23 protein-coding genes are annotated in these 26,586 nt (G+C 36.3%); 14 read left to right on the forward strand and 9 right to left on the reverse strand.

All coding sequences use genetic code 11. From position 1 onward, the window contains the following. Positions 1 to 64 precede the first annotated feature (64 nt). The 5 genes from ACP3T3_RS17105 to recJ form a co-directional block, all read right to left on the reverse strand. Entirely contained in the window at positions 65 to 2,317 is a 2,253-nt protein-coding gene (locus ACP3T3_RS17105) for a TonB-dependent receptor domain-containing protein (RefSeq protein WP_426476989.1), read from the reverse strand. A gap of 45 nt (positions 2,318 to 2,362) precedes the next feature. Further along, positions 2,363 to 4,624 carry a TonB-dependent receptor domain-containing protein gene (locus ACP3T3_RS17110; RefSeq protein WP_426476990.1) on the reverse strand — a complete coding sequence of 754 codons (2,262 nt, stop codon included), beginning with the start codon at positions 4,622 to 4,624 and terminating at the stop codon, positions 2,363 to 2,365. Between the two features lie 238 nt (positions 4,625 to 4,862). After that, positions 4,863 to 5,201, reverse strand: a complete 339-nt coding sequence (locus ACP3T3_RS17115; RefSeq protein WP_426476991.1) for a DUF3817 domain-containing protein — start codon at positions 5,199 to 5,201, stop codon at positions 4,863 to 4,865. A gap of 77 nt (positions 5,202 to 5,278) precedes the next feature. Further along, on the reverse strand, positions 5,279 to 5,863 hold the full coding sequence (gene nadD / locus ACP3T3_RS17120) for a nicotinate (nicotinamide) nucleotide adenylyltransferase (protein ID WP_426476992.1): 585 nt from the start codon (positions 5,861 to 5,863) through the stop codon (positions 5,279 to 5,281). A gap of 102 nt (positions 5,864 to 5,965) precedes the next feature. Next, positions 5,966 to 7,678 (reverse strand): single-stranded-DNA-specific exonuclease RecJ, encoded by a 1,713-nt coding sequence (gene recJ, locus ACP3T3_RS17125; RefSeq protein WP_426476993.1) that lies wholly within the window; start codon positions 7,676 to 7,678, stop codon positions 5,966 to 5,968. Positions 7,679 to 7,787: 109 nt separating this feature from the next. Between recJ and ACP3T3_RS17130 the strand changes: the two genes are divergently transcribed. Continuing rightward, complete coding sequence (locus tag ACP3T3_RS17130) at positions 7,788 to 8,600, forward strand: M48 family metalloprotease (RefSeq protein ID WP_426476994.1); 813 nt, start codon at positions 7,788 to 7,790, stop codon at positions 8,598 to 8,600. A gap of 77 nt (positions 8,601 to 8,677) precedes the next feature. Here ACP3T3_RS17130 and ACP3T3_RS17135 read toward each other — a convergent pair whose 3' ends face one another. Continuing rightward, on the reverse strand, positions 8,678 to 10,300 hold the full coding sequence (locus ACP3T3_RS17135) for an ABC-F family ATP-binding cassette domain-containing protein (RefSeq protein WP_426476995.1): 1,623 nt from the start codon (positions 10,298 to 10,300) through the stop codon (positions 8,678 to 8,680). 121 nt (positions 10,301 to 10,421) lie between these two features. On the opposite strand from ACP3T3_RS17135, the gene smpB reads away from it, so the two are divergent. From smpB to ACP3T3_RS17160, 5 genes are all read left to right on the forward strand, one after another. Continuing rightward, positions 10,422 to 10,880, forward strand: coding sequence for an SsrA-binding protein SmpB (gene smpB / locus ACP3T3_RS17140; RefSeq protein WP_045501613.1), 459 nt, complete (start codon positions 10,422 to 10,424; stop codon positions 10,878 to 10,880). Between the two features lie 77 nt (positions 10,881 to 10,957). Then, the gene (locus ACP3T3_RS17145; protein ID WP_426476996.1) at positions 10,958 to 12,469 is read left to right on the forward strand and encodes an OmpA family protein; all 1,512 of its coding nucleotides are present in this window, start codon (positions 10,958 to 10,960) and stop codon (positions 12,467 to 12,469) included. Between the two features lie 95 nt (positions 12,470 to 12,564). Beyond that, positions 12,565 to 13,305 (forward strand): YebC/PmpR family DNA-binding transcriptional regulator, encoded by a 741-nt coding sequence (locus tag ACP3T3_RS17150; protein WP_426476997.1) that lies wholly within the window; start codon positions 12,565 to 12,567, stop codon positions 13,303 to 13,305. Positions 13,306 to 13,362: 57 nt separating this feature from the next. After that, entirely contained in the window at positions 13,363 to 14,187 is an 825-nt protein-coding gene (locus ACP3T3_RS17155; protein WP_426476998.1) for a UDP-2,3-diacylglucosamine diphosphatase, read from the forward strand. Beyond that, positions 14,188 to 15,159 carry a glycosyltransferase family protein gene (locus tag ACP3T3_RS17160; RefSeq protein WP_426476999.1) on the forward strand — a complete coding sequence of 324 codons (972 nt, stop codon included), beginning with the start codon at positions 14,188 to 14,190 and terminating at the stop codon, positions 15,157 to 15,159. On the opposite strand, the gene ACP3T3_RS17165 is transcribed toward ACP3T3_RS17160, so the two are convergent. Next, positions 15,148 to 15,438 carry a GNAT family N-acetyltransferase gene (locus ACP3T3_RS17165; RefSeq protein ID WP_426477000.1) on the reverse strand — a complete coding sequence of 97 codons (291 nt, stop codon included), beginning with the start codon at positions 15,436 to 15,438 and terminating at the stop codon, positions 15,148 to 15,150. The two genes, ACP3T3_RS17160 and ACP3T3_RS17165, sit on opposite strands and share 12 nt — an antisense overlap. Before the next feature lie 145 nt (positions 15,439 to 15,583). Continuing rightward, positions 15,584 to 16,333, reverse strand: a complete 750-nt coding sequence (locus ACP3T3_RS17170) for an RDD family protein (protein ID WP_426477001.1) — start codon at positions 16,331 to 16,333, stop codon at positions 15,584 to 15,586. A 28-nt stretch (positions 16,334 to 16,361) separates the two neighbouring features. On the opposite strand from ACP3T3_RS17170, the gene ACP3T3_RS17175 reads away from it, so the two are divergent. From ACP3T3_RS17175 to ACP3T3_RS17210, 8 genes are all read left to right on the forward strand, one after another. Then, positions 16,362 to 17,345: a stage II sporulation protein M gene (locus tag ACP3T3_RS17175; protein WP_426477002.1), complete on the forward strand. Its 984-nt coding sequence runs from the start codon at positions 16,362 to 16,364 to the stop codon at positions 17,343 to 17,345. Next, the gene (locus tag ACP3T3_RS17180; protein ID WP_426477003.1) at positions 17,329 to 18,291 is read left to right on the forward strand and encodes a DUF4013 domain-containing protein; all 963 of its coding nucleotides are present in this window, start codon (positions 17,329 to 17,331) and stop codon (positions 18,289 to 18,291) included. Before ACP3T3_RS17175 ends, ACP3T3_RS17180 begins: the two co-directional genes overlap by 17 nt. Beyond that, a complete protein-coding gene (locus ACP3T3_RS17185; RefSeq protein WP_426477004.1) occupies positions 18,284 to 19,075 on the forward strand; it encodes a DUF4129 domain-containing protein in 792 nt (263 codons plus the stop codon). The genes ACP3T3_RS17180 and ACP3T3_RS17185 overlap by 8 nt, the downstream gene beginning before the upstream one ends. Positions 19,076 to 19,086: 11 nt before the next feature. After that, the gene (locus ACP3T3_RS17190; RefSeq protein ID WP_426477005.1) at positions 19,087 to 20,244 is read left to right on the forward strand and encodes a hypothetical protein; all 1,158 of its coding nucleotides are present in this window, start codon (positions 19,087 to 19,089) and stop codon (positions 20,242 to 20,244) included. A 115-nt stretch (positions 20,245 to 20,359) separates the two neighbouring features. Then, positions 20,360 to 21,391, forward strand: coding sequence for an AAA family ATPase (locus tag ACP3T3_RS17195; RefSeq protein ID WP_426477006.1), 1,032 nt, complete (start codon positions 20,360 to 20,362; stop codon positions 21,389 to 21,391). A gap of 69 nt (positions 21,392 to 21,460) precedes the next feature. After that, positions 21,461 to 21,694: a four helix bundle protein gene (locus tag ACP3T3_RS17200; protein WP_426477007.1), complete on the forward strand. Its 234-nt coding sequence runs from the start codon at positions 21,461 to 21,463 to the stop codon at positions 21,692 to 21,694. 168 nt (positions 21,695 to 21,862) lie between these two features. Beyond that, the gene (locus ACP3T3_RS17205; RefSeq protein WP_426477008.1) at positions 21,863 to 23,185 is read left to right on the forward strand and encodes a DUF58 domain-containing protein; all 1,323 of its coding nucleotides are present in this window, start codon (positions 21,863 to 21,865) and stop codon (positions 23,183 to 23,185) included. Positions 23,186 to 23,212: 27 nt separating this feature from the next. Continuing rightward, complete coding sequence (locus tag ACP3T3_RS17210) at positions 23,213 to 23,632, forward strand: OsmC family protein (protein ID WP_426477009.1); 420 nt, start codon at positions 23,213 to 23,215, stop codon at positions 23,630 to 23,632. Positions 23,633 to 23,815: 183 nt separating this feature from the next. Here the strand turns inward: ACP3T3_RS17210 and ACP3T3_RS17215 are convergent, their stop codons facing one another. After that, the gene (locus ACP3T3_RS17215; RefSeq protein ID WP_426477010.1) at positions 23,816 to 26,431 is read right to left on the reverse strand and encodes an MGH1-like glycoside hydrolase domain-containing protein; all 2,616 of its coding nucleotides are present in this window, start codon (positions 26,429 to 26,431) and stop codon (positions 23,816 to 23,818) included. Positions 26,432 to 26,586 lie beyond the last annotated feature (155 nt).

The raw sequence follows: 26,586 nt of genomic DNA on the forward strand, positions 1-26,586 counted from the left end.
AAAAATCCGCTGAAAAGAATCAGCGGATACCGTAAGAATAATTAAATATGAAGAAAGATAATCTTTATTTTGTTCTGCTTTTGATAGCATCTGATGCTCCTTCGATGTCTCTTACCTTTTTCACTTTCTGGTTTCCGAAATTATAGGTAAGACTTACCGTTAGGCTTCTGTTATAACGGTTTTGGTGGATATAGTTGTAATTTCCGTTTTCCTGGAAGTCTTCAATTTTAACGATGTTGGTATTCAGAACATCATTTACATTCACTGCAAAAGTCCAGTCGTTCCACATTTTCTTAAGGCTGAGATCTAAGCTCATTAAGCCTTTTAACAACCCAAGCTCGATCTGCTGCTTATCTACAAAGAAGTAATTAACTCCAAAGAACCAGGTTTTCTTTTTATCAAGACGGATGGTATTATTGGTTTGAATCAAAAGGCTGGTAGAATTTGTTTTATTCGTGTAGACAATATCCTTACCCTCCTGGTTTCTGAATCGGTCTCCCGTGGTAGGATCCATATCAAGACTTCCATTGTTGATGTTATGCTGAACTCCGATATTGAAATTGGTTGTCCAATATTGTTTGAAAAACGACTTCTGGATACCTACCATGGCAGACATTTCCTGTTTATTCCCAAAATTCGTTCTGATGTATCTAAGAACAGGATTTTCTCCTACTTTACCATCAGGTGATACCGGATAACCCTGCAGTGGAACCTGGGTAATAGCGTCCTGAATATAAGAATGATTTAAAATCAGGAAATATGAATTTTTAAACATATAGGTAAGTTCCTGGTTGTAAGTGGATGATGCCTTTACAAATGGGTTGTTTTGTGTGTAATTATCATCGGTAAGAATATTTCTTACAGGATTAAGCTCCCAGAAACTAGGCCTTCTCATTCTGCTTGAAAAGGAATACGAAATATTGTTTTTATCATTTATTGCGTAGTTGAAGCTCAGATATGGAAGGAGATTGTTATAATTTCTTTCAATTCTTTTAAGAGCTTCTGTAGGAGCATTGTCAGAGGTTCCCAAACTGTTTGTAATCTCGTATCTCGCTCCTATTTTTCCGGAAAGCTTATCGGAAATCTTTTTTTCAACAGTCAAATAAGCACCATAGATGTTTTCATCATAGATAAAGTGATTCGGTCTTGGATCCGGATCTTTTGCAGGATCAAAGAAATAGGTAATGTTTTTAGAATCGTTGTCTGTTTTGGTTTTGTTATAATTTCCTCCTATTGAAATGGTCAGATCATTTTTAAATTTCTGATTGTAATCTACCATTCCGGAGAAGTTATTGATGATTTGCGGAAGATCCTGGAATACCTGTGTTGTCATTTTTCCCAGTCCCATATTCACATCAGATGTATGGGTTCTGTTGTCTGTAAGCTGGAATCGTTTATAATTAAGATAAGCCGCATTTACATTAAGTTTGCTTCCCAGGGAATCGGTCTTCAGCTCATAATTTAAGTTCAGTGAATTGTTGTAAGATCTGGAGTCTTCTTTATTTTTAGACCATGTATATTTTGTTCCGTCTTCTGTTTTAATGGTATTAAAAAGGTTGACCGTAGAATTATAACTTTTATTGGCCCATGTATTCCAGGATAAGGCAAGATTACTTTTGTCAGTCAGCTGATAATCAATATTCAGATAACCTCCGATGTTTTTGTTCGGATCATCAATATCTCCGGTAGATTCGTTGGAGGTTGTTGCAGTTCCGTTTCTTAAGGTATAGGTTTGTGCCTCGATATTTTCACCACCGCTGAGACTGGCGCTGATTCCTAATTTATCTTTTCTGTAGTTGGCTGAGAAACTGGCCTGGCTTCCGTTGTATTTATTGGTGGTGTTAGACATTCTCATATTTCCGTTGAGACCATCACTCATTTTTTTCTTTAAAACGATATTGATGATCCCATCCGAAGATTCAACCTGGAATTCACTTCCCGGAACGGTAATCACTTCAATTTTCTGGATGTTTTCTGCCGGAGTATTTTTCAGGAACTGAACCAGAGATTCAGAATCCATATTGCTTTTTCTGCCGTTAATATAGATCAGGGCATTATTTTTTCCTGCGATTTTCAAAGTTTTATCATCGGTGGAAGATAATAAAGGCGTTTGCTTAAGGAGGTCAAAAGTGGTATTTCCTTTAGCGACAGGAGAAGCTGCTACATCATATACAAAACGGTCGCTTTGTTTTTTGAAAACCTGTTTCGTAATGGTAACTCCTTCTATGTTTTTTGTTTTCACCGTATCAGATTTCTTTTCCTGCGCAAATACACAGGTACCGAATACGATGGCCATTGACAAAATTATACGTTTCATGCTGTTTTTATTTAAGAGTGGTTGAGTGAAATAAGTTTTTATAAATTAGGTTCTTGATTTTACAGCATCATTCGCTGATTTCATTTCCCTTGCTTTTTTCAGTTTCTGATTTCCAAAATTGTAAGTAACTCCGATGCTCATTAGCCTTGGATAGTTGAAGTTGGTTATATTGTTATATTTTCCATTGGGCTGTACTCCTTTAACGCTGTAAAAGCTTTGATTAAACAAGTCAGTTACTTCCGCTACGATAGTCCAGTCACCTGCAATTTTTTTCAGACTGAAGTCGAAGCTTTGTCTTGCTCCTATCATACCGCCTTCCATGGCCGTCTGGCTGGCAAAAAAGTAATTGACACCCAGGAACCAGTCTTTTTTAGAAGACAGCCTGATGATATTATTGAAAGTAGCAGACATGTTGTAGTTTTTAACATCAATGATATAAGGATCTACCACTTCAGTTTCCCCGGGAGCCGGCATAGAAGTAGGATCTTCCCATACTCCGCCTGTATAAGTCACATATCCCAGATTGACAGAATAGTTGGTTGTCCATATATCTTTGAACCAGGATTTGTTCATCCCAAGGGTTAAAGCAATCTCCCTGTTTTTGCCGTAATTGGTTCTGATATATCTTAAAAATCTGGTGGTTTCCATAATAGGATTTCCTTTGATATCCTTTATAATTTTCCCTTGAGAATCTTTTTTAAGAGCCGTTACTGTTCCCTGTAATGGTAACAGATCTGAAGCGGCAGCATCTTCTACCATATTAAAGCTAAGATTGGCATAGAATGCATTTTTGTATATATAGTTAAGCTCCTGATTATAATATTTGGAAGCCAGTATAAATGGGTTGTTCTGCGTGTAGTTGGTAGGTGTAAAATAGGTTCTTGAAGGATTCAGTTCCCAGAATCTTGGTCTTCTGATTCTGCTGGAGAAAGTGTAGCTTAAATTATGATTTGTATTGATGGCATAATTTAAATTCAGATAAGGCAGAAGATTATTGTAGTTTCTTTCAAATCCTGTTTTGTCAACTATATCGCCGGTACTTCTGGTCATTTCATATCGGGCACCTATTTTTCCGGAGATTTTTTCAGTCAGTTTTCTTTCGTAGTTCAGGTAAACTCCAAGAATATTTTCTTTATAAATGAAGTGATTGGTTTGGGTGGGATCTATTACAAATTCCCCGTTTTTCAGCTTATCCTGTCTGGTATCATTATCTGTATTGGTATGGTTATAGCTAATTCCCATCAGCCAGGTGGCTCCTTTAGCAGTCTTCTTCAGATAATCAATATTGGCTGCATAATTGTTGATAATTTGGGGTACCGACTGGTGCAGTGCTGAATACTTGTTAATCGTATCATTGGTTAAAGGAAAACTTTCGTTAAAACTTACTTTATCCCTGTTGAACCACAAATAAGATACATTTGAAGTAAGCTTGCTTCCCAAGGAATCTGTTTTCATTTCATAATTTAAATTGAAAGAATGATTTCTCGTTTGTGCATCTTCATTATTAACTGTTCTGTTATTTAAAACCCCATTTTGCCAGTTGGTAATATCCAGGACAGAATTGAAACTTTTATTATACCTCATGTTGTAAGAGAAACCAAGACTATGTTTTTTATTAATCTCATAATCAACGTTAAAGCCTCCGCCAAAATTTTTATTAGGATCATCATTAAACCCGAATGATTCATTTCTGAAAGTAGGATCTCCGTTAGAGAGCGTATATCTTTGTCTGTCTGTCCAGCTTCCTGTTCTGAAGTTTGAATTACCGGACCACTTTCCTTGTCTGAAGTTAAAAGATGCTCCTGCATTAGGGTTATTGTAATAAGCTTGCTCATTCTGCATTTTCAACGTTCCGTTGTAGCCGTTGTTCTTGCTTTTTTTCATGACAATATTGATAACACCTTCTTTGGATTCAACCTGGAATTCGCTTCCCGGAACGGTAATCACTTCAATTTTCTGGATATCCTCTGATGGAGTAGACTTCAGCATTTCAATCAATGCCTCAGAATCCATATTTGTTTTCTTATTGTTGATATAGATGACAGCATCATTTTTCCCCAAAATCTTCAGCGTTTTTCCATCGATGCTGGAAATCATCGGAGTTTGCTTTAAAAGGTTAAAGGTATTGGTTCCTTTAGCAATAGATGAAGAAGCAACATCGTAAACTAAACGGTCACCTTGTTTTTTGAAAACCTGCTTCCTGAGAGTCACTGCATCAATAGCATTTACTTTCAAACTGTCTTTTTTCTGCTGGGCAGTTATAAATCCACCGAAAAATAGTGCCGCAATAAGAATTTGAGTTTTCATGATTATTATTTTTAATTAATAGCTTGTATGGTTTGTTATTTAACATTACAAAGATATGTAATAAATTTAGTATCATGCAATACAAAGTACTTAAAAATATTTTATAATGATTATAATCAATTGATTATCAGTTAATAAAAATTTGTTTAAAATATGGATTACTTGATCTTTCTGTATAATAAGACAGTTGCAACAATAAAATTGTTACATCCAAACAAGAAATTTTATGAAAAAAATATTATTCTCTATCGAATCGGGCTAATTTTTTATCTACCCAAATGGTTGCGAACGGGAAGAATGCAGATAATAAAGCAAAGACAAAATCTTCATCGTCCCAGTGATAAATTTTTCTTGCAGGAAGACAAAGTAAGAGATAAAGGGTAAAAAATAATCCGTGGAGACTTCCAATGATGCTGATAAAGATTATAGAATATAGATTTTCATCATACCGGATCCAGATCATCGCAACACAATACAGTAAAAGACATGAAACAGCTTCTGCAAGACAAATCTGCTTAAACCATTTGATGATTTTTTCCTGAGAATATTTTGAGAAAAATTTTTCGATGAAGTCCATTTCTTTAAATTATGAGTTGAGAGTTCTAAAGTTAAATATCTTTTCCAACTTCCAAACTCTCATTACTGATTGCAAAATTACTTATAAAAACTGCTACCATCCAAATATTCAAAAACTTCAGGAGGCAACATGGGTCTTACATTTTTACCGTCCCTGATCATATTGCGGATTTCTGTAGCGGAAAGTTCTATGACCGGCGCCTTTATCAGAGAGATATTTTCATGCTGCAGATATTCGGAATCTTTCTTTTCTCCTTCATACACTCTCGGATAAACGATAATATGATGATTTTTGATCAAAGTATCGGAGTTTTTCCATTTGTGAAGGCTCTTCAGATTATCTTCTCCCATGATCAGGCTGAAAGAGTAATCCGGATACTTTTCATGAAGATAGGTTAGGGTATCAATAGTATAGCTCGGTTTTGGAAGAGAGAATTCCACATTGGAAGCTCTCATATTGGGATAATTCTTTACTGCCAGCTGTACCATGTCAAGCCTGTTATGGTCATTCAGTAAAGATTTCTTGTCTTTAAACGGATTTTGCGGACTCACTACAAACCAAAGCTCATCCATATCAGAATTTTCCAGGATATAATTAGCCAGAATGAGATGTCCGATATGAATAGGATTGAATGATCCGAAAAATAAACCGATTTTTTTCATTTTTTGTTAGATAATAGGTAGCAGATAATGGGTGGCAGTACTTCAGGGCTCACAGAATTCAATATTTGTTCTGATTACCTGCAGCCTGAATCCTGCAACCTTTTATTCCCTGAATTTCACATCCTTGATATTAAGATAATGCGTTACATTGCCTTTCCAGTGATTCTCTTCCAGTGTAAATGCAAGGTCGAAATTTTTGTTTTTAAAATCTTCAACAAACTGTCCAAGTTTAAATCCGACACATTCAATATTTCGTCCCGTAGACTCCTGTCTGATATAAAACTTCAGGTGATTGTTATCTTTTCCCATTGTTTTTACATATCCGGAAAGTTTCTGATCCGTTAATGTAAAAATAGGTTTCATATTATGAGGTCCGAATGGAGCCAGCTTTCTGTGAAAATTGATAAAATCTCTGTTGATCTCATCAATTTTAACTTCTGTGTCAATGGTAATGGAAGGCTCTTTCTGGTGGTCTTTGATTTTTTCGGAAACAATTCTTTCAAATTTTTCCTTGAAGGCTTCAAACTTATCTTTTTCCATTGAAAGACCGGCCGCCGCGTGATGTCCCCCGAATTTAAGGAAATATTCAGAACACATATCAAGAGCTTCATGTACATCAAAATCCGAAACGGACCTTGCAGAAGCTACCATTTCTCCGTTATTCCCATCGGTAAATACCAATGTAGGCTTATAATAGGTTTCAATAAGTCTTGAAGCCACAATACCAATCACTCCTTTATTCCATTCAGGATGATAAACAATAGTAGTATGCTTGGTTTCCTGCTGGGATTCTATAATCTGATTCAAGGCAGAAAGTGTGGAGTTCATATCCAGTTCACGCCTTTCATCGTTGAGGTCCATAATATCACTTACAATCTGATTGGCATGTTTCAGATTGTCTGAAACCATGAGTTCCACAGCTGCTTTACCGTGAGAAATTCTTCCGGCAGCATTAATTTTAGGAGCTATTTCAAAAACAATATTGGAAATTTCAAAATGAGAAAGTTTATCCTCAGGAATCAATAATCTTAAACCCAGGTTTCTGGTTTTTCTGAGTGTTTTTAGCCCCATCTTCGCCAAGACTCTGTTTTCTCCTGTCATGGAAACAATATCTGCCGCAATAGAAATAGCCAGAAGGTCTGTAAGTTCAAATAATTCCGCTTCCGGTAATTTATAGATTGTATTAAGCCCCTGGCAGAGTTTAAAACCTACACCACACCCTGAAAGCTCCTTGAAAGGATATCGGCAGTCACTTCTTTTCGGATCAAGTACTGCAGCTGCATTGGGAATCTCTTCACCCGGAAGGTGATGGTCGCAGATAATAAAATCTATATCCAGGCTGCTGGCATAATTAATCATATCAAGTGCTTTGATTCCGCAGTCCAGAGCAATGATTAGTGAGAAGCCATTTTCTTTGGCGAAATCAATTCCTTCTGTGGAAATTCCATAGCCTTCAGAATTTCTGTCCGGAATATAGTAGTCCAGATATTTTTTTTCAACAATTTTGCTGAGATAAAGATACATCAGGGCAACTGCTGTGGTTCCGTCCACATCATAGTCACCATATACCAATATTTTTTCACCATTCTCAATTGCAGTTGCAATACGCTCTACAGCTTTCTGCATATCTGCCATTAAAAACGGATTGTGTATATCATTAAGGTTCGGTTTGAAGAATTCTCTGGCCTTTTGATAATTGTCAATTCCCCTTAGAACGAGGACTTTAGATTCAAAAGTACCAAAACCAAGTGACGAACTTAGTCTGTCCACAACTTCCTCATCGGGTTCAGGCTTGTAAATCCATTTTTGACTCATTTCACAAAAATAAGGAAAAAAAATAGCATTCTGAAAAGAACCGGAATGAAGTTTTGACTTTATACTTGTTAAAAAAAGGCTATCTTCGTGCTCCAAAATTTAAATAACTATGAAAAAAATTACTCTATGCCTTTTCTTAATGGGAACTGTGTATTCGGTCAATGCACAGAAAATTAATCTAGGAAAAGCTGCCGGAATGGTTACAAATGGTGCAAAAGCTTTAACATTTACCAACGAAGATGCAGTTAAGCTATCCAAAGAATCAGTAGATTGGATGGATAAACATAATGCTGTAGCAGGACCAAAAGATCCGTATACTGTGAGACTGAACAAGCTGTTTGGAAAGCACAAATCTCAGGATGGGTTGAATCTTAACTATAAAGTTTATAAAGTAAAAGATATCAATGCATTTGCCTGTGCAGACGGAAGTGTACGTGTTTTCTCTTCATTAATGGATATTATGACCGATAATGAATTGCTTGCTGTAATCGGACATGAAATCGGACACGTTAAAAATCAAGATACAAAAGATGCCATGAAATCGGCTTATCTGAAGGCTGCTGCATTAGATGCTGCATCATCGGCATCATCAGCTGTCGCTACTCTTAATGAGAGCCAGGTGGGAAAGATGGCGAATGCATTTTTAGATGCCTCACACAGTAAAAAACAAGAGTCTGAAGCAGATACTTATTCATATGATTTCATGAAAGCCAATAAATATGATGTAGTGGGAGCGTATACAGCCTTTAAAAAGCTGGCTTTACTTTCAGAAGGAAGTACACAAACGAATTTTGAAAAAATGTTCAATTCTCATCCGGACAGTAATAAAAGAGCAGAAGCCATTAAAAAGAAAGCTGAAAAAGATGGTTTGTGGAAAGATCCGGGAACGGTTTCTTTGCCTGCTGCAAAACTTACGAAATAATTAATTATATATTTTCAACAAAAAACCTCAAAGCACTGCTTTGAGGTTTTTTTATATAAATTATTATGCTGTATAGATTAAGAATACATTTTTTCTCTTAATTCTTTTACCTTTTTATCAGCAAGGTATTCGTCATAAGTCATTTCTCTGTCGATGATTCCGGTAGGCGTCAGTTCAATGATTCTGTTACAGACCGTGGAAAGCATTTCGTGGTCATGAGAAGACAACAGAATGTTTCCTTTGAAGTTAGATAAAGAGTTGTTCAATGTGGTGATACTCTCAAGGTCTAAATGGTTGGTTGGCTCATCCAGTAAAAGAACATTGGCTTTCTGAAGCATCATTCTGCTGAACATACATCTCATTTTTTCACCTCCTGAAAGTACTTTACATGATTTTAAAGCTTCATCTCCGGAGAATAGCATTCTTCCCAGGAATCCTCTTACAAATTCTTCGTGACGCTCTTCATCATTTTTTGTAAATTGTCTTAACCAGTCTACCAGGCTTAGATCTTCCTGGAAGAAGTTAGTGTTGTCCAAAGGCATGTGAGATTGGGTTGTAGTAACTCCCCAAGCAACAGAACCTTTGTCTGCTTCAACATTTCCGGCCAGAATTTCAAAGAATTCAGTGATTGCCAAAGAGTTTTTGGAAAGTACAGCTACTTTATCTCCTTTCTTAAGATTTAAGTCAATATTAGAGAATAATAATTCTCCGTCTTTTGTTTTCTCAAGACCTTTTACATCTAAAATCTGATCACCTGCTTCTCTCTCCATTTCGAAAATAATAGCCGGATATCTTCTTGAAGATGGTTTGATATCGTCAATATTTAATTTGTCGATCATTTTCTTTCTTGCAGTAGCTTGTTTAGCTTTCGCTACGTTTGAGCTGAAACGTGCAATAAAGTCCTGAAGTTCTTTTTTCTTCTCTTCAGCTTTCTTATTAGCCTGAGCTCTTTGTCTTGTTGCCAGCTGAGAAGCCTGGTACCAGAAAGAGTAGTTACCTGTGTAAAGGTTAAGTTTAGCATAATCCAGGTCACCGATGTGCGTACAAACCGTATCTAAGAAGTGACGGTCGTGAGAAACCACAATTACCGTATTTTCATAGTCAGCAAGGAAATCTTCCAGCCAGGAGATTGTATCAATATCAAGGTCGTTGGTAGGCTCATCCAGAATCAGTACATCAGGATTACCGAAAAGTGCCTGCGCTAAAAGAACTTTTACTTTGTCCTTGTTCTCAAGTTCACTCATCAGCTGCCAGTGCATATCATCAGAAATGCCTACGTTTGAAAGCATGGTCTGTGCATCAGACTCTGCTGTCCATCCTCCCATTTCATCATAAATTACACCTAGTTCGCCGGCCTTAATTCCGTCTTCGTCAGAGAAATCTTCTTTTGCGTATAACGCATCCATTTCCTCTTTTATCTCATATAATTTCTTATTACCTCTCAAAACAGCTTCCAGAACAGTAAACTGATCATAAGCAAAGTGATCCTGCTCCAAAACTGACATTCTTTTCCCTGGTTCCAGAGATACATGCCCTGTTGTAGGATCCTGCTTTCCTGTTAATATTTTAAGGAATGTAGACTTTCCCGCACCGTTTGCTCCGATGATTCCGTAGCAGTTTCCTTTGGTAAACATAATATTTACCTCGTCAAAAAGAACTCTTTTCCCGAATTGTAAAGATAAGTTAGATACTGTTAACATATAGTTTTGTAAATTTGGCGCAAAAATACGAAAAGAATTTGGGTATATTGTAATAATATAATAGTCAAGTTTTTAATTGTATGGTATTTTTTATATATTTCATTAACGAAATTTTAAAATGATGAAGATTGAGAAAACAGTTAGTATATTAAACAGAAGAGCCCGTTTTGAATATGAAATTCTGGAAGAATATGAAGCCGGAATGGTTTTAACGGGTACAGAAATAAAATCTTTGCGTTCATCCAAAGCATCTATCACAGAATCGTTCTGTCAGTTTATTGATGGGGAATTATACATCATCAACATGATGATTGATGAGTATAAATTGGGAACTTTTTACAACCATAAAACAAAAAGGGAACGGAAATTGCTCTTGCACAAAAAAGAATTACAAAAACTTGAAAAAAAGTTAAAGGATGCCGGAAACACCATTATACCTTTAAAATTATATATCACTGACAGGGGTAAAGCAAAGGTGCTGATAGCGCTGGGTAGAGGGAAAAAGCTTTTCGATAAAAGAGAGGCGATAAAAGATAGAGAAAATAAACGGAACCTGGACAGAATATTAAAGAAAAGTTAAAAATCATTGGAAAAACTTTGTATATAAAGAAAAATTATATTTATTTTGCATTATCAATTATTTAATCATTTAATTCTATGAAAAATCTAAAATTAGGAATTTCAGCATTGGCGCTTACTGTTGCCTCTACTGTTTTCGCACAGACTACCAACAATCCGTGGTTAATCGGAGTTGGTGCTCATGCTGAAAACCACGTAGCAGCAAGAAGTAACTTCAGTAATACGTTCTCTGCTAACAATTTGACAAAAAGTATGTTCAATGTGAACAACTTTTCTATTACACCTCCACTATCTAAGTTAACAGTTGCTAGAAACGTTGGAAAAGGTTTAGTAATTGACTGGCAAACTTCTGTTGGAAATGTTGAAAACAAAAGATTCAACATGGGGAAAGAATTTTTCCTAATGACAGGTCTTGGTTTCCAGGCTCACGCTGCAGGTCTTTTATGGAACGAAGAATCTTGGTTTGATCCATATTTAAGAGTTGGTGCTAACTACTTAAGACATGACTATACAGCTCTTACTTTCCCTAGAACATCTGTTGATGCTAACGGTAATCCAATCGAAAATGTTAATAACGGTGACGGAGGTAATGAAAATGGTAAGGCTAATCACTTTACTGTAGCTACAGGTGCTGGTGCTAACTTCTGGGTAACTAAGAACTTCGGTCTTGGTGTTCAGGGAGATTATGTATCAACTCCAGGTGACAAATCTACTGTTGCTAACTTCTGGCAGGCTTCTGCTTCTATCTTATTCAGATTTGGAAACAGAGACAGAGATAAGGATGGTATCCTAGATAAAGATGACCTTTGTCCAGATACACCAGGTTTACCAGAATTCCAAGGATGTCCTGATACTGACGGTGATGGAGTTCCAGATAAAGACGATCAATGTCCAGAAGTGGCTGGTCCGGTTGAAAACAACGGATGCCCTTGGCCAGATACAGACGGAGACGGTGTAATCGACAAAGATGATGCTTGTCCTACAGTAGCAGGTCCTGCTGAAAACAATGGTTGTCCTTGGCCAGATACAGACGGAGACGGCATCTTAGATAAAGATGATGCTTGTCCTACTGTTCCAGGTCTTCCTGAATACAACGGATGTCCTAAACCTAAAGATGTAATCGCTAAAGAAGCTACAGGAGCTCTTAAAGATATCTTATTTGATTTCAATAAGGCTACAATCAGACCTGAATCTAGCGGTAAATTAGATCAAGCTGCTACAATCATCAAGCAATCTAACGATGGTACTTTCTTAGTAACTGGTCACACAGATAAGAAAGGTGCTGATGCTTACAACTTGAAACTTTCTAGACAAAGAGCTGCTTCAGTAGTAGGTGCTCTAGAAGCTAGAGGAGTTAATGGTAACCAGTTAAAATCTGTAGGAGTTGGTGAAAGAGACGCTACTGTTTCTGAAAAAGCTTCTGATGCAGACAGAATGGTTGACAGAAAAGTAGTTGTTGAAGCTGTAAATGGTGCTGCTTGGGATGCACTTAAGAAATCTGATCTTGATGTTGTAGAGAAGAAGACTGTAGTGAAGAAAGCTAAAAAAGCTCCAGCTAAGAAAAAAGCTTCAGCTAAGAAAAGAAAATAATTAATTTTTCTAAATAATGAATACCTCCAATTTGATTGGAGGTATTTTTTTTTTGTTGACTTTTGAGTAATTTTGTTGGAAATTTAAAAATTAAAATGGGAAGAGCATTTGAATATAGAAAAGCTTCTAAAATGGCCAGATGGGATAAAATGGCCAAAACATTCTCTAAAATAGGAAAAGATATTGCATTGGCGGTAAAAGCCGGAGGAACAGATCCAGAAGCCAATCCCGCGCTGAGAAGATGTATCCAGAATGCGAAAGGAGCAAACATGCCTAAGGATAACGTAGAAAGAGCCATTAAGAAAGCGAGTGGTGCAGATGCAGAAAACTATGAAGAAATCACTTATGAAGGTTACGGACAGGGTGGTGTAGCTTTTTTTGTAGAGTGTACCACCAATAACACGACAAGAACTGTGGCGAACGTAAGAGCTATTTTTAACAAGTTTGACGGTAACCTGGGTAAGAATGGAGAATTAGCATTTATCTTCGACAGAAAAGGAATTTTTACCATTGATTTGACGCAGGTCAAAATGGATTGGGATGATTTTGAAATGGAAATGATTGACGGAGGCGCAGAAGATGTAGAAAAAGATGAAGAAGAAGTAATGATTACCACTGCTTTTGAAGATTTCGGTTCTCTATCTCACAAATTGGATGCGCTTGGAATTGAAGCAAAAAGTGCAGAACTTCAAAGAATTCCTAATAATACAAAAGAGGTAAACGCAGAACAGTTCAAAGCAAATATGAAAATGCTTGAGCGTTTTGAAGAGGATGATGACGTGCAAAACGTTTACCATAACATGGAAATCACAGAAGAGCTGATGAACTCTTTATAAAAAATAATATAGCATTCATATACAGTTCACTTTCAATTAGTTTCTTTGTACAAAACTATGAAAAGAAACGTTGAATTAGTTGTTATATCGGATGTTCATTTGGGAACTTATGGATGTAAGGCTAAAGAATTGTTGAGGTATCTTAATTCTATCCAGCCTAAAACTTTAGTTTTAAACGGCGATATTATTGATATCTGGCAGTTTAAAAAGTCTTACTTCCCTAAACCTCATTTGAAAGTAATCAGGAAGATACTTTCATTAGCTACCAAAAACACAGATGTCTATTATATTACAGGCAATCACGATGAAATGTTTCGTAAGTTCACCGATTTTGAACTGGGAAAACTGAAAGTCTGTAATAAAATCTGTTTGAATATAGATCAGAAAAAAACCTGGATTTTTCACGGTGATGTTTTCGATGCATCCGTCCAGCATTCAAAATGGATCGCCAAACTTGGCGGAAAAGGTTACGACCTCCTGATCATCATCAATAATGTTGTCAATTGGTTCTTAGAAAAAATGGGTAAAGAGAAATACTCATTTTCGAAGAAGATCAAGAACAATGTGAAAAAGGCAGTAAAATATATCGGAGATTTTGAGCTTACAGCTTCCGAACTTGCTATTGATAACCATTATGATTATGTAGTTTGCGGACATATCCACCAGCCGCAGATTCGTGAGGTTGTTAATAAAAAAGGATCCTGCACTTATCTGAATTCCGGTGACTGGATAGAAAATCTTTCTGCTTTAGAATACCATGATAAAGAATGGAAAATTTTTTATTATGATGAGCATAAACACTTACTGCAAGATGATGAAGCAGAAGAAATCCCGGAAATGGATAATTCTGCGCTTTTAAAAATCGTAACTAATTTTTCCTAGATGAAGATTTTGTATGCATTCCAGGGTACCGGTAACGGGCATGTTGCCAGAGCGCAGGAAATAATTCCTCTTCTCAAAAAATATGCATCTGTTGATACTTTGATCAGTGGACATCAGTCCCAATTAAAAGCTGATTTTGACATTAATTTCCAATACAGAGGTATTTCACTTCTTTATAACAAAACAGGTGGTTTATCATACCGAAAAACGTTTACAGAAAATAAATTCTTTGAAGCGGCTAAAATAATCAGAGAACTGGAGCTGTCACAATATGATTTAATCATCAATGATTATGAGCCTTTAACAGGATGGGCTTCCAAGCTGAGAAATCTTCCGATGATAGAACTCAGCCATCAGGCTTCCATGAGTTTTCCGGAAACACCAAAACCTAAGAAAAAAGATTTTCTGGGAGAAATGATTTTGAAATACTATGTGCCCAGCGAAAGAAAAATAGGTTTTCATTTTGAAAATTACCATCCACAGATCAAAAAACCGGTGATCAGAAGAAAAATCAGAAATCTTAATCCTTACAAGCAGGGATATTATCTTGTGTATCTTCCCAGTTTTGCGGATGAAAATATCATTAAAGTTTTAAGAAAAATTCCTGTAGAATGGAAAGTATTTTCAAAATACAGCAAAGTACAGGTGAAGGTAAAAAATGTGGAAGTATTTCCTATTGATGAAAGCCAGTATCTGAAATACTTTGAAGGATGTGAGGGAATACTATGCAATGCAGGTTTTGAAACGCCCGCAGAAGCATTATTTATGGACAAGAAACTATTCGTAATTCCTATTCATAATCAATATGAACAGGAATGTAATGCATGTGCCCTTGACAAAATGGGAATACCCAATTCCAAGGTTCTAAATCTTCAGGAAATTATGGAGTGGGTAGCATCTGATCATCACCTTAAGGTTGATTATCCTGATGACATTGAAAACATTCTGCTTAATGAAGTTTTAATTCCTTAAAAATATATCGTCCACATCACTCATTCTCATCATCACAGATCTTGCATAAGAACAGTGTGGATATACTTTCCAATTGTTTTCTCTTGCAAATCTGATGGCTTCTTCCACGAGAAGCTTTCCCATTCCTCTTCCTTCAAATTCCGGATGTACTAGTACAAAAGAGATAATCAGTTTGTGGTCTTCAGGAAAAATAGTATACGTCAGTCTTCCGACTTCTTTTATTTCGTTATTTAAGATAAGAACTCCGCCGTTTCCGGATTTATTGTTTTCGAATTTCATAATTCAAGACTTTATGGTTAATTATACAAAAATTGCACCGACCTTTGCTTAAGCAATAAGCAATAAGCAATAAGCAATAAGCAATGATTCAGTTTCTTTTTTTGGTGACTATTCACTTGCGAAGCAAAATTGACCATTCACCAGACTAGTTATCTTTTCCCGTATAATAATTATAATCTTTAATCACCACATTAATAAACTGCCTTTCCGTCATTTTAGTGGGATCTATTTCCAGCTTAAGAATACTTTTTATTTTATCAGACAGTTTGTTGATGATTTGGCGGTCGTCTGCTTTTAAAGCTTTGGTGTAGTTATCTTTAATGATCCTCATGTCGTTATCACTCAAAGCAATCACCTGAGGGAAAGAAGGAACATAGTTTTCATGAATATTTTCCAGGATGGTATGAGAGATATTGATATTGTTTTTCAGAGAAATAACAGCCGTTCCGGAAGCAATATCACCCAGACGCTGGTTATTTTTAGAAACAATCATAGAAATAAGTCCTACTACTCCGGCAAATGAAACATCTACAATTCTGAAAACCCACCGGATCATATAATCTGCGAAACTGGCCTGGTAACCGTCAATCTTCACTACTTTGATTTTCATGAGTTTTTTACCGGGAGTCTGCCCTTCCATCAGGCTTTCCAATACAAGAGGATAAATATAAATAGGAAAGGTAAGGACAAGATATACGGCCCGTATTGACCAGCCGTCAAGCCCGTCCAAAAGATATCCCAAATCAAAAATACTGAAGAAAAGATACAGGATAATTACCACATAGGCAATCCTGATCAGAAGATCAATAATGAAGGCAAGCATCCTTTCTCCTACACCTGCAATATTAAAATTAATATTTACATTTTGTGAGGTATTTATCGCAATTTGAGACATATTTTTTATTATTTTAGCCTTAATAATTATGAGAGAAGTTTATTTCATTAAACAAAATAAAGAAAAATGGTTGGGAATCGAACAGGTTATTCAAGGTAAAATTAAAAAAAATCCTGATGACCTGTCTTCACTGTATATAAACCTGATCAATGATCTTTCTTTTGCCCAGACTTATTATCCCAAAAGTAACACTACGGTGTATCTGAATCATTTATCTGCGCAGATTTTTCAGAAGATCTATAAAACAAAAAGAGTAGAGGAGAACAGGCTGGTTTATTTTTTCAAAACGGAAGTTCCGCTGCTGATGTATCAGTATCGGAGGTATCTGATGTATGCATTTCTTTTTTTTATTTTATTTACATCAATAGGAGTGCTTTCTGCAATCTATGATAAAGATTTTGTTAATATTATTCTGGGTGAAGGATATGTGAATGAAACGGTTGAAAATATTAAAAATAATAATGCTGTAGGTGTTTATCAGAGCGGAAGTACCTGGGGAAGTACAATCGGGATTATTTTCAATAATATCCAGGTGGGGGCAAAACTATATATTTATGGCATTGCAGGAGGCGTGGGAACATTGTTTGCATTGCTTTCCAACAGTGTGATGCTGGGTGCTTTCCAGTATTTCTTTTATGATTATGGAGCATTGAAAGACAGTGCAAGGGGAATATGGCTTCATGGAGTGTTTGAAATTTTTGCCATGGTGGTGGAAGCGATGTGCGGATTGATTCTGGGGGCTTCTATTTTATTTCCAAGGACGTTTTCAAGGTTTAATTCATTCAAAAAAGGATTTAAAGATTCATTTAAAATATTTTTAAGTACGGTTCCTTTCACCATTTGTGCAGGGATTATAGAAGGTTATGTCACAAGACATGCATTGAAGATGCCTTTGTTTCTGAACCTGGTTATTATTTTCAGCTCACTGGCAATTATAGGATTTTATTACTTCATCTATCCGTCTGTTGTCTACAAAAAAACTAATAAACATATCAATGATACAATTTTATAAAAAAAGAGATTTTGGAACTTTTATTAGTGATAGTTTCAATTTTTTCAAATTATACGGGAAGAATTATTTTAAAAATTATATTCTGATCAACGGTTTGCTTTTGATCTTAATGGTAGCTGTTGTTATTTTCGGATATAAAGAACTTTTTTCGCAGCTATTCGGTTCCAATTTGGGAGGTGAGACGTATTATTTCGAACAGTACTTTTCGGAAAATTCAGGAATGCTGATTACGGTAGGATTGCTCACTTTCCTGCTTTTCATGATCCTGATGATTGTCAATTACCTGTATCCTGTTTTTTATTTAAAAAGAATTGCACAGGGAGCGGAAAAGATAAAGGCTGATGAAATTCTGAGTGACTTTAAAAACAATGCCGGAAGAATTGGTAAGCTGTGCCTTGGAATGATCTTTATTGTTACTCCAGCGATTTTATTTGTTGTAGGATTTTCTTACATCCTGATTTTTATTATTATCGGATTGTTTCTGATCCTGCTGCTTTATCCTACGATATTTAATTTCACTACATTCCTGATGTATGATTATTTTAATTCCGACAGAGGTTTCTGGGGAAGTCTGAGCTATGCTTTGCGTTCTCAGTTTTCCTATCCGAACGGAAGCGAAAAGTCGCCATATTGGAAATATTGGGGATCTGCATTTGTGATGTTTATTATTATTTACATGGCAACATCTGTATTCACATTTATTCCGATGATTTTCTTTTACGGCTCGCTTCTCACCTCTACACCGGATGGAAATTTTGAGCAGAATCCTTTTACGGGAACAGCAGGAATCCTGTTTTTTGTATTCTATGGAGTTTCGATGCTGCTTTCATTTTTTCTTTCCAATCTGATGTATGTGAATGCAGGATTGATGTATTATGACAGCAGAACAGATCTTCATCAGAAAGTAGAATTGGCAGAAATAGACACGATTGGAATCAATGAATAGAATTCTTTTTTTCATACTGCTTTTTCTCTCTCTTGGGCTGGTTCATGCTCAGGATGATAATTCCGGGTCTGATGATCTGGCAGATTCATTATATACCACCGGACATTACAGAAATATGCTGCGTGCAGATTCTGTGCTGATGAAAAATCCGGTATCGGAAAATACAGTCTATCCTAAGACATTCAAAGAGAATATCCCGTCAAGATATAAAGGAAAGGAGTTTGATTATTCAGTATCAAAGCCGAGAGAATCTTTCTTTCAGAAGCTGATGAGAAAACTGGATCAGATTATACAGAGTATTTTTGGGGAAACGACATTGACTAAGTCAGCAGAATTCACCACCGTTCTTATACGTCTTTTTGCCATTATCCTGATCGGGTTTCTGCTTTATTTCATCATCAGATATATCCTGGGGAAAGACGGGAATTTTATTTTTGGTAAAAAGAATAAAAAACTGGATCTTAATGTGCAGGAACTCCATGAAAATATCCATGAAATCAATTTTCCTGAAAGTATTGCGAAATTTGAACATGCAGGAGATTACCGTTCTGCAGTCCGCTACCAGTTCCTTTTTATTCTTAAAAAACTAAGTGATAAAAAGCTGATCAGCTGGAATCCGGAAAAAACAAATAAGGACTATGCCATAGAATTAAAAGCTACTCATCTGAAAAAGGAATTCTCTAATCTTTCTTATATCTTTGATTATGTCTGGTATGGAGAATTTAATATTGAAGAAGAAAGCTATCAGAAATTTAAAAACCAGTATCAGGCATTTAAACCATAACAATAGTAACCATGAATAAAACTTTCAAAACATATGCTGCAATTTTCATCGTTGTGATGATTATTCTGGCATTGCTTGAAGTTAACAAAAAAGAAACAACAGACTGGCGCAAGAATTTTGATATCAATGAAAAGTCTCCGTTCGGGCTGTTTGTTTTTAATAATGAAGCCAAATATCTTTTTAAAAACAATCTGCAGAAGATTGAGCAGGTTCCTTATGAATATTACAGCCAGCATAAAAAAGGAGCTCACAATATTGTAGTCATTGAAAACACCCTTGACGGTGAGTCATGGAAAAAAATCCTGTCTCAGGTATCGGAAGGTTCAGATGCATTTCTGATGGTGACCCGTATGCCGAAAGAAGTTTCAGACAGTATCGGATATTACGATTCAGAAATATCTTTTGAAGAAGAAAATGTTCTGAAGCTTACTGATAAAAAATTTCAGAATGATTTTATCAGATTAGATAAATTTCCATCCGGAAGAGGATTTTCATTTATCAAACCTAAAGTGGAAGTCCTTGGGAAAACGGTGGAGAAAAAGAATACAGATCAGGCCAACTTTATCAAAGTGAAGTTTGGAAAAGGACATATCTATGCTCATACCGAACCTCTTTTTCTGACCAACTATTACCTTTTGAAACCCGGAAAAGTAAAATATGCTCAGGATGTATTTTCGTATTTACAGGACAGGGAAACCCTTTGGTTTGTATCCAATAAAAGTTCTGCATCCCGTTTCTTTATGAGGTTTGTTTTATCAAATCCGGCTTTAAAATATGCATGGTGGGTGTTTTTGGGCGGGCTTATTCTTTTCATTTTTTTTAATGCAAAAAGAAAACAGAGAATAGTACCTGTAGAAGAGCCGCTGAGGAATACTTCCCTGGATTTTGTAAAAAGTATTGGAAATCTGTATCTTCAGGAAGGTGATTTTCATGATATGATGGCCAAGAAAGCACAGTATTTTTTAAATAAAGTGAGAATGGATCTGTTGATAGATACCCAGAATCTGGATGAGGAATTTGCGAAAAAATTACAGTTGAAAACCGGAAAGCCAGTAGAAATGATAGGTGAAGCGATAGTACTTATCAAAAAAGCCCAAGACCCTTACGACAGCGTAATGAAGGAAGACCTTACAAGGATCAATATGCTCCTTGATGAAATACTTAAATAATATAAAAAATATAATAACCTAATGATGTAGAATTGATCAATGTTATAATCAGTATTCACAGGAAGGATACAATTATAGATTCTTACATTGTTAGAATGATAAATTAAATTTTATTATGGAAAACTTTGATAACCCCAATATAGAAAACCAAAGCTCTATTAACCTTAATAAGCAGGAAGAGCAGTTTCAGTCGAGAATTGATATGATCGAACTTCGTGCCAGCTTAGAGAAAGTAAAATCAGAGATAGGAAAGGTGATTGTAGGCCAGGAAAAAATGATTGAGCATCTTTTGGCAGCATTACTTTCCAACGGTCATGTTCTTATTGAAGGTGTTCCGGGAGTAGCCAAAACGATTACCGCAAAATTACTGGCCAAGACTATTGACGTAGGTTTCAGCAGAATTCAGTTTACTCCGGATCTGATGCCTTCTGATATTTTGGGAACTTCTGTATTCAATGTGAAAAACTCAGAATTTGAATTTAAAAAAGGACCCATTTTCTCCAACTTTATATTGATTGATGAGATCAACAGGTCACCTGCCAAAACGCAGTCTGCCTTATTTGAAGTAATGGAAGAAAGGCAGATCACAATGGACGGTACCCGTTATATTTTGGAAGAACCTTTTCTTGTAATTGCAACACAAAACCCTATAGAACATGAGGGGACATACCGGCTTCCGGAAGCTCAGCTGGATCGTTTCTTATTCAAAATCAATGTAGGATATCCTAATCTTGAGCAGGAAATAGCGATCATTAAAAATCAGCATGAAAGTAAAAAAGAAGATAAGACAGAAGGGGTAAACCGGGTTATCACAGCCGAACAGTTGAAGAGCTACCAGCATCTGGTAAAAGAAATCATTGTGGAAGGACAATTGATGGAATACATTGCTAAGATTATTATCAATACCAGAGAAAATCAATTTTTGTATCTGGGAGCTTCTCCAAGAGCATCACTGGCACTTCTTACAGCTTCAAAAGCATTTGCAGCACTTAGGGGAAGAGATTTTGTAACTCCTGAAGATATTAAAGAAGCAAGTTATGCTGTTTTAAGACACAGAGTAATTGTATCTCCCGAAAGAGAAATGGAGGGTCTTACTGCAGATGAAATTATCCGTCAGATTTTAGAAGGAATAGAGATTCCTAGATAGATTAATAGATAGTAGATAATAGGTGGCAGGTAGCAGTTGATAGTGGGTGAATGTTTAAATAGCTGCAGAATGGCAAATTTTAAAGAGCTTTTAGTTTGGCAGAAGTCTATTGATTTTGTTACTGAAATGTATAGGATTACCGAAACTTTTCCCAAAGCCGAAGTCTATGGATTAATATCACAAATCAGAAGAGCTGCTGTTTCTATCCCTTCTAACATTGCTGAGGGAAGAAGAAGCAAACCTGATTATCTGCAGTTTTTAAAAATATCAAGAGGCAGTTGCGCAGAAGTGAAGCACAATTAATCATTTCAAAAAATCTCAATTTTAAATGAAAATGAGTATTTAAAATTAAATGAAAAGATTATAGAAATATCTAAAATGTTGAACGGCCTCATTAATTCCTTACAATAATAATGATTGTAAAAAAGCTAATAAACGACCACCTAAAACCTTTCATCTGCAACCTAACCAATGAAAAACTTATACATCAATACACGTTTCTTTTTTGCGCTCATCGGAGTGGGAGTTCTGTATGTCCTGGCATTTTTCTTTCCGGTGCTGATGTGGGCAGCTCATATCGTACTGTTGATCTGTTTTCTGACAGCAATGGTAGATTTTCTGTTGCTTTTTAATCAAAAGAATGCATTGCAGGCTCAAAGAATTCTGCCGGAAAAACTGTCCAACGGAGATGAAAATTTTGTTAAAATTGATATCAAGAATAATTACAGCTTTACTATAGCTACTAAGATTATTGATGAAATCCCGTTCCAGTTTCAGAAAAGAGATTTTCTGATCGAAAAGCAGATTGCTTCAGGAGCGAATACCTTTTTTCAATATTCACTAGAGCCCAAAGAAAGAGGAGAATATCATTTCGGAGGCTTGAATGTGTATGCATCATCACCACTGGGATTGATCTCAAAAAGATTTATCTTCCAGAAAGATGCTATGCTGCCTTCTTATCCATCCTTTATTCATCTCAGAAAATATGAGCTTATGGCCATTCAGAGTGAATTTTTATTAGGAGGAATCAAGAGAGTCAGAAAGCTGGGACACACGATGGAATTTGAGCAGATCAAAGAATATGTACCCGGAGACGATATCAGAACGATCAACTGGAAGGCAACCTCCAAGACCAACCGCCTGATGGTAAACCAGTTTCAGGATGAAAAATCACAGCGTATTTTTATGCTGATTGATAAAGGAAGAACGATGAAAATGCCTTTTAACGGATTAAGTTTACTGGATTATTCCATCAATGCAACCATGGCATTGTCTCATATTATTTTGAGAAAAGGAGACCGGGCCGGAATGATGACATTCTCCAAAAAAGCTGAGAATAAAATTGCGGCTGATAATAAATCCGGGCAGCTTAAGAAAATCTCAGAAGCGCTTTATAATATTAAAACAGATTTCTTTGAAAGTGATTTCAACCGTTTGTATCAGGATGTAAAATATTCCATCAATCAAAGAAGTTTAATTCTGCTTTTTACCAACTTTGAAACGCTGGATGGGCTGAACCGGCAATTAAAATATCTTCGCGGAATTGCTAAAAATCACTTACTGGTAGTGGTCTTCTTCAAAAACTCAGAACTGCAGACACTGATTAATAAAAATCCTGAAAATATGCAGGAAATCTATGATGAGATCATTGCTGAAAAGTTTGAATTTGAAAAGAAACTGATCATTCAGGAGCTTCGTAAATATGGAATTTATACGGTATATACCCTTCCGGAAAATTTGAATATCGATGTTATCAATAAATATCTGGAGATAAAAGCGAGAGGAATTTTATAACTTTGCAGAAGCAATAAGCAATAAGCAATGAAAATTACACTTAATAGAATAAACGACGACTTTTTATTTGAATGCACCAACTCACAAGGAAATTCTATCCTTTTAGACAACACTTCCCAGCCGGGAGCAAAAGGGGTTTCTCCTATGGAAAGCGTGCTGATGGCTGTAGCAGGCTGCAGCGGAATTGATGTGGTATCTATTCTGAAAAAGCAGCGTCAGGAAATCAAGAGTTTCCAGGCAGAAGTAGAAGGAGAAAGAGTACAGGTAGAGGATGCGAAACCTTTTAAATCTATCAACCTGAAGTTCCTTTTAGAAGGAGAAATTGATCCTAAAAAAGCACTGAAGGCTGCAGAACTTTCTTTTGAAAAATACTGTTCCGTATCGAAAACATTAGAACCGAATGTAGAAATCGGATACGAAGTATATGTGAACGGAGAAAAAATTTAATCTCTTAGAAAAAGAGGCTGTCACAAAGCCAAATAATTTGGCTTTTGTCATTCTGACGAAGGAAGAATCTCATTAATAAGATTCTTCATTGCATTTATGAACTACGTTCGCAGACTTTCAGCCTGTGTTCAGAATGACACTTTTGAGACAGCCTCTTTTATATTACTCATTACCTATTACTCATTAAATGGTAAGTCTTGGCTTTATTAATTTGGCCACAGTAGCAGTCCATCCTGTCTGATGAGAAGCACCTACACCACGGCCGTTATCTCCATGGAAATATTCAAAGAAGGTAATATAATCTCTGAAATGTTCATCGTAATTGAATTTTGGATTTCCCCCATTGAAAGCCCGTTGCCCGTGTTCATCCTTTAAAAATATTGAACAAAGTCTTTTGCTGATATTCTGAGCCACTTCATCAAGATTTCTTTTATCACCACTTCCCGTTGGAAGTTCTACCTTCAGGCTGTTTCCGTAATAATAGTGGAAGCGCTGCAGACTTTCTACAATCAGGAAGTTAATAGGAAACCATATCGGTCCGCGCCAGTTGCTGTTTCCGCCAAACATCCGGCTGTCACTTTCTGCAGGAGTATAATACACCATATTTTCTGTTCCATGCACGGAGAATACAAACGGATTTTCCTCATATACTTTAGACATTGCACGGATTCCATAAGCACTTAAAAATTCTTTTTCGTCAAGCATTCTGGTCAGAACTTTAGTAAGCCTGTTTTTGCGGAGGATGCTCATCAGATGCTTTCGTCCCTGTCCCTCCTCATCCCAGTGGGAGACAAGTTTGGTAAGTTCCGGTTTATTTTTTAGGATCCATTCCATTCTGCTTCTGAAATTCGGCATCTTTTCCAACAGACGGTGGTCTACAATTTCAACAGCAAACAGAGGAATCAAGCCTACAATGCTCCTTAATCTTAAAGAAACACTGTCTCCGTTTCCAAGCTGCAATACATCATAGAAAAATCCGTCTTCCTCGTTCCACAGGCCTTTTGTTCCTTCACCCAGGTTTTCCATGGCTTCAGCGATATAAAGGTAATGTTCAAAAAACTTGATCGCCATATCTTCATATACCTGGTAATATTGGGCAAGTTCCATGGCAATACGCATCATATTCAGTGCATACATGGCCATCCAGCTGGTGCCATCTGCCTGTTCAAGGTGCTGGCCATCTTTTAAAACCATATTCCGGTCAAAAGCCCCGATATTATCAAGCCCAAGGAAACCGCCTCCGAAAATATTTTTACCGTTTTTATCCTTTCGGTTCACCCACCAGGTAAAATTAAGCAGCAGTTTCTGGAATACTTTCTCTAAAAATAATAAATCCGGCTTTCCGTTATTTTTTTCATCAATTTTAAAAACACGGAAGCAGGACCAGGCATGTACAGGCGGATTCACATCGCTCATATTCCATTCATAGGCAGGAAGCTGCCCGTTAGGATGCATGTACCATTCTTTCGTAAGGAGTAAAAGCTGTCCTTTGGCAAATTCAGCATCGATGATAGAAAAAGGCACACAGTGGAATGCCAGATCCCACGTTGCATACCATGGATACTCCCATTTGTCAGGCATGGAAATAATATCCTTGTTGTGAAGATGATTCCATTCTGTATTTCTTACATATTCGTTGAAGTTTCTTGGAGCCTCAAAATTAGGATCTCCTTTCAGCCATTTTCCGATATTATAATGATAGAACTGCTTGTTCCAGAGAAGTCCTGCAAAAGCCTGTCTCTGAACATTTCTTTCGTCTTCATTTACGGTGTCACTCTGAATTTCGTTATAAAATTCTTCAGCTTCAGCCTGTCGCATGTCAAAAATATGATCAAAGTTTTCAAAAGGCTCATCAGTCTCATCGGGACATAATCTGAATTCAAAAACTTTTGATGCTCCAGCTCCAATAAGCTCATCAATCAGAAAAGAAGCTTTTGTTCCCTTTTGTTCAGGATTTATGGTATTGGTTTCATGAATAATGAAATTATTGATTCCATCTTTATAATAAGTATCCTCTGTTTTAGGAGCTCCGTAAAGCCTGGAGGTATTGGTTTCATTATCACAGAATACACTTTGTGCATTTGGATTCCGGGAATAGAACTTTTTGATAGGAATACTGTCGTGCCCGATATTTATACATCCGTCATCAGAAGCACTCAGTTCTCCTTTATAAGTATTGTAACCCCATTTCCAGTTATTTCTGAACCATGCTGTAGGTGCTACAACAATAGGTGCATTATGCTGGCTTCGGTTGCAGACTGTTACTCGGGCCAGAATATCATTGTGATCGGCTTTGCAATACTCAATGAAAATATCAAAATATTCATCATTATCGAAAATTCCGGTATCGAATAGCTCATATTCAGGTTCCTTTTTACTGCGTCTTCCGTTTTCTGCAACAAGCTCATCATAAGGAAATTCATTGATCGGATATTTATACACCATCTTCATATAGCTGTGAGTAGGCGTATTATCCAGATAATAAAAGATTTCTTTAATGTCTTCCCCATGATTCCCCTGAGGGTTGCTCAATCCAAAGAATCTTTCCTTTACCATTTTATCATTCTTATTCCAAAATGAGAAAGCAAAACATAAAAGCTGCTTTACATCAGAAATTCCGGCAATACCTTCTTCACCCCATCGGTAGGCATAGCTTTCGGCATTGCTATGATTGGTAAAATTCCATGCATTCCCGTTCGGGCTATAATCTTCGCGTACATTTCCCCACTGCCGGTTGCTTACATAAGGTCCCCAGTTTTTCCATTTGGTATCTTGTAGTCTTTCTTTTTCGGCGGTCATATCTCATCACTTTTCTATACGAAGTTAGTTTTTTTGAAAAGTAATTCCAATTTTTTTCATCTGAATAATTCTTAATACAGCTTTGAAATACTTGTATTTAAGGGCTTTTTTAAATATTAAAATAATTTTTTTTTGAAATTAAAAGAAAAGAGCTA

The sequence above is a fragment of the Chryseobacterium sp. CBSDS_008 genome, from assembly GCF_049959325.1.
Lineage (GTDB): Bacteria > Bacteroidota > Bacteroidia > Flavobacteriales > Weeksellaceae > Chryseobacterium.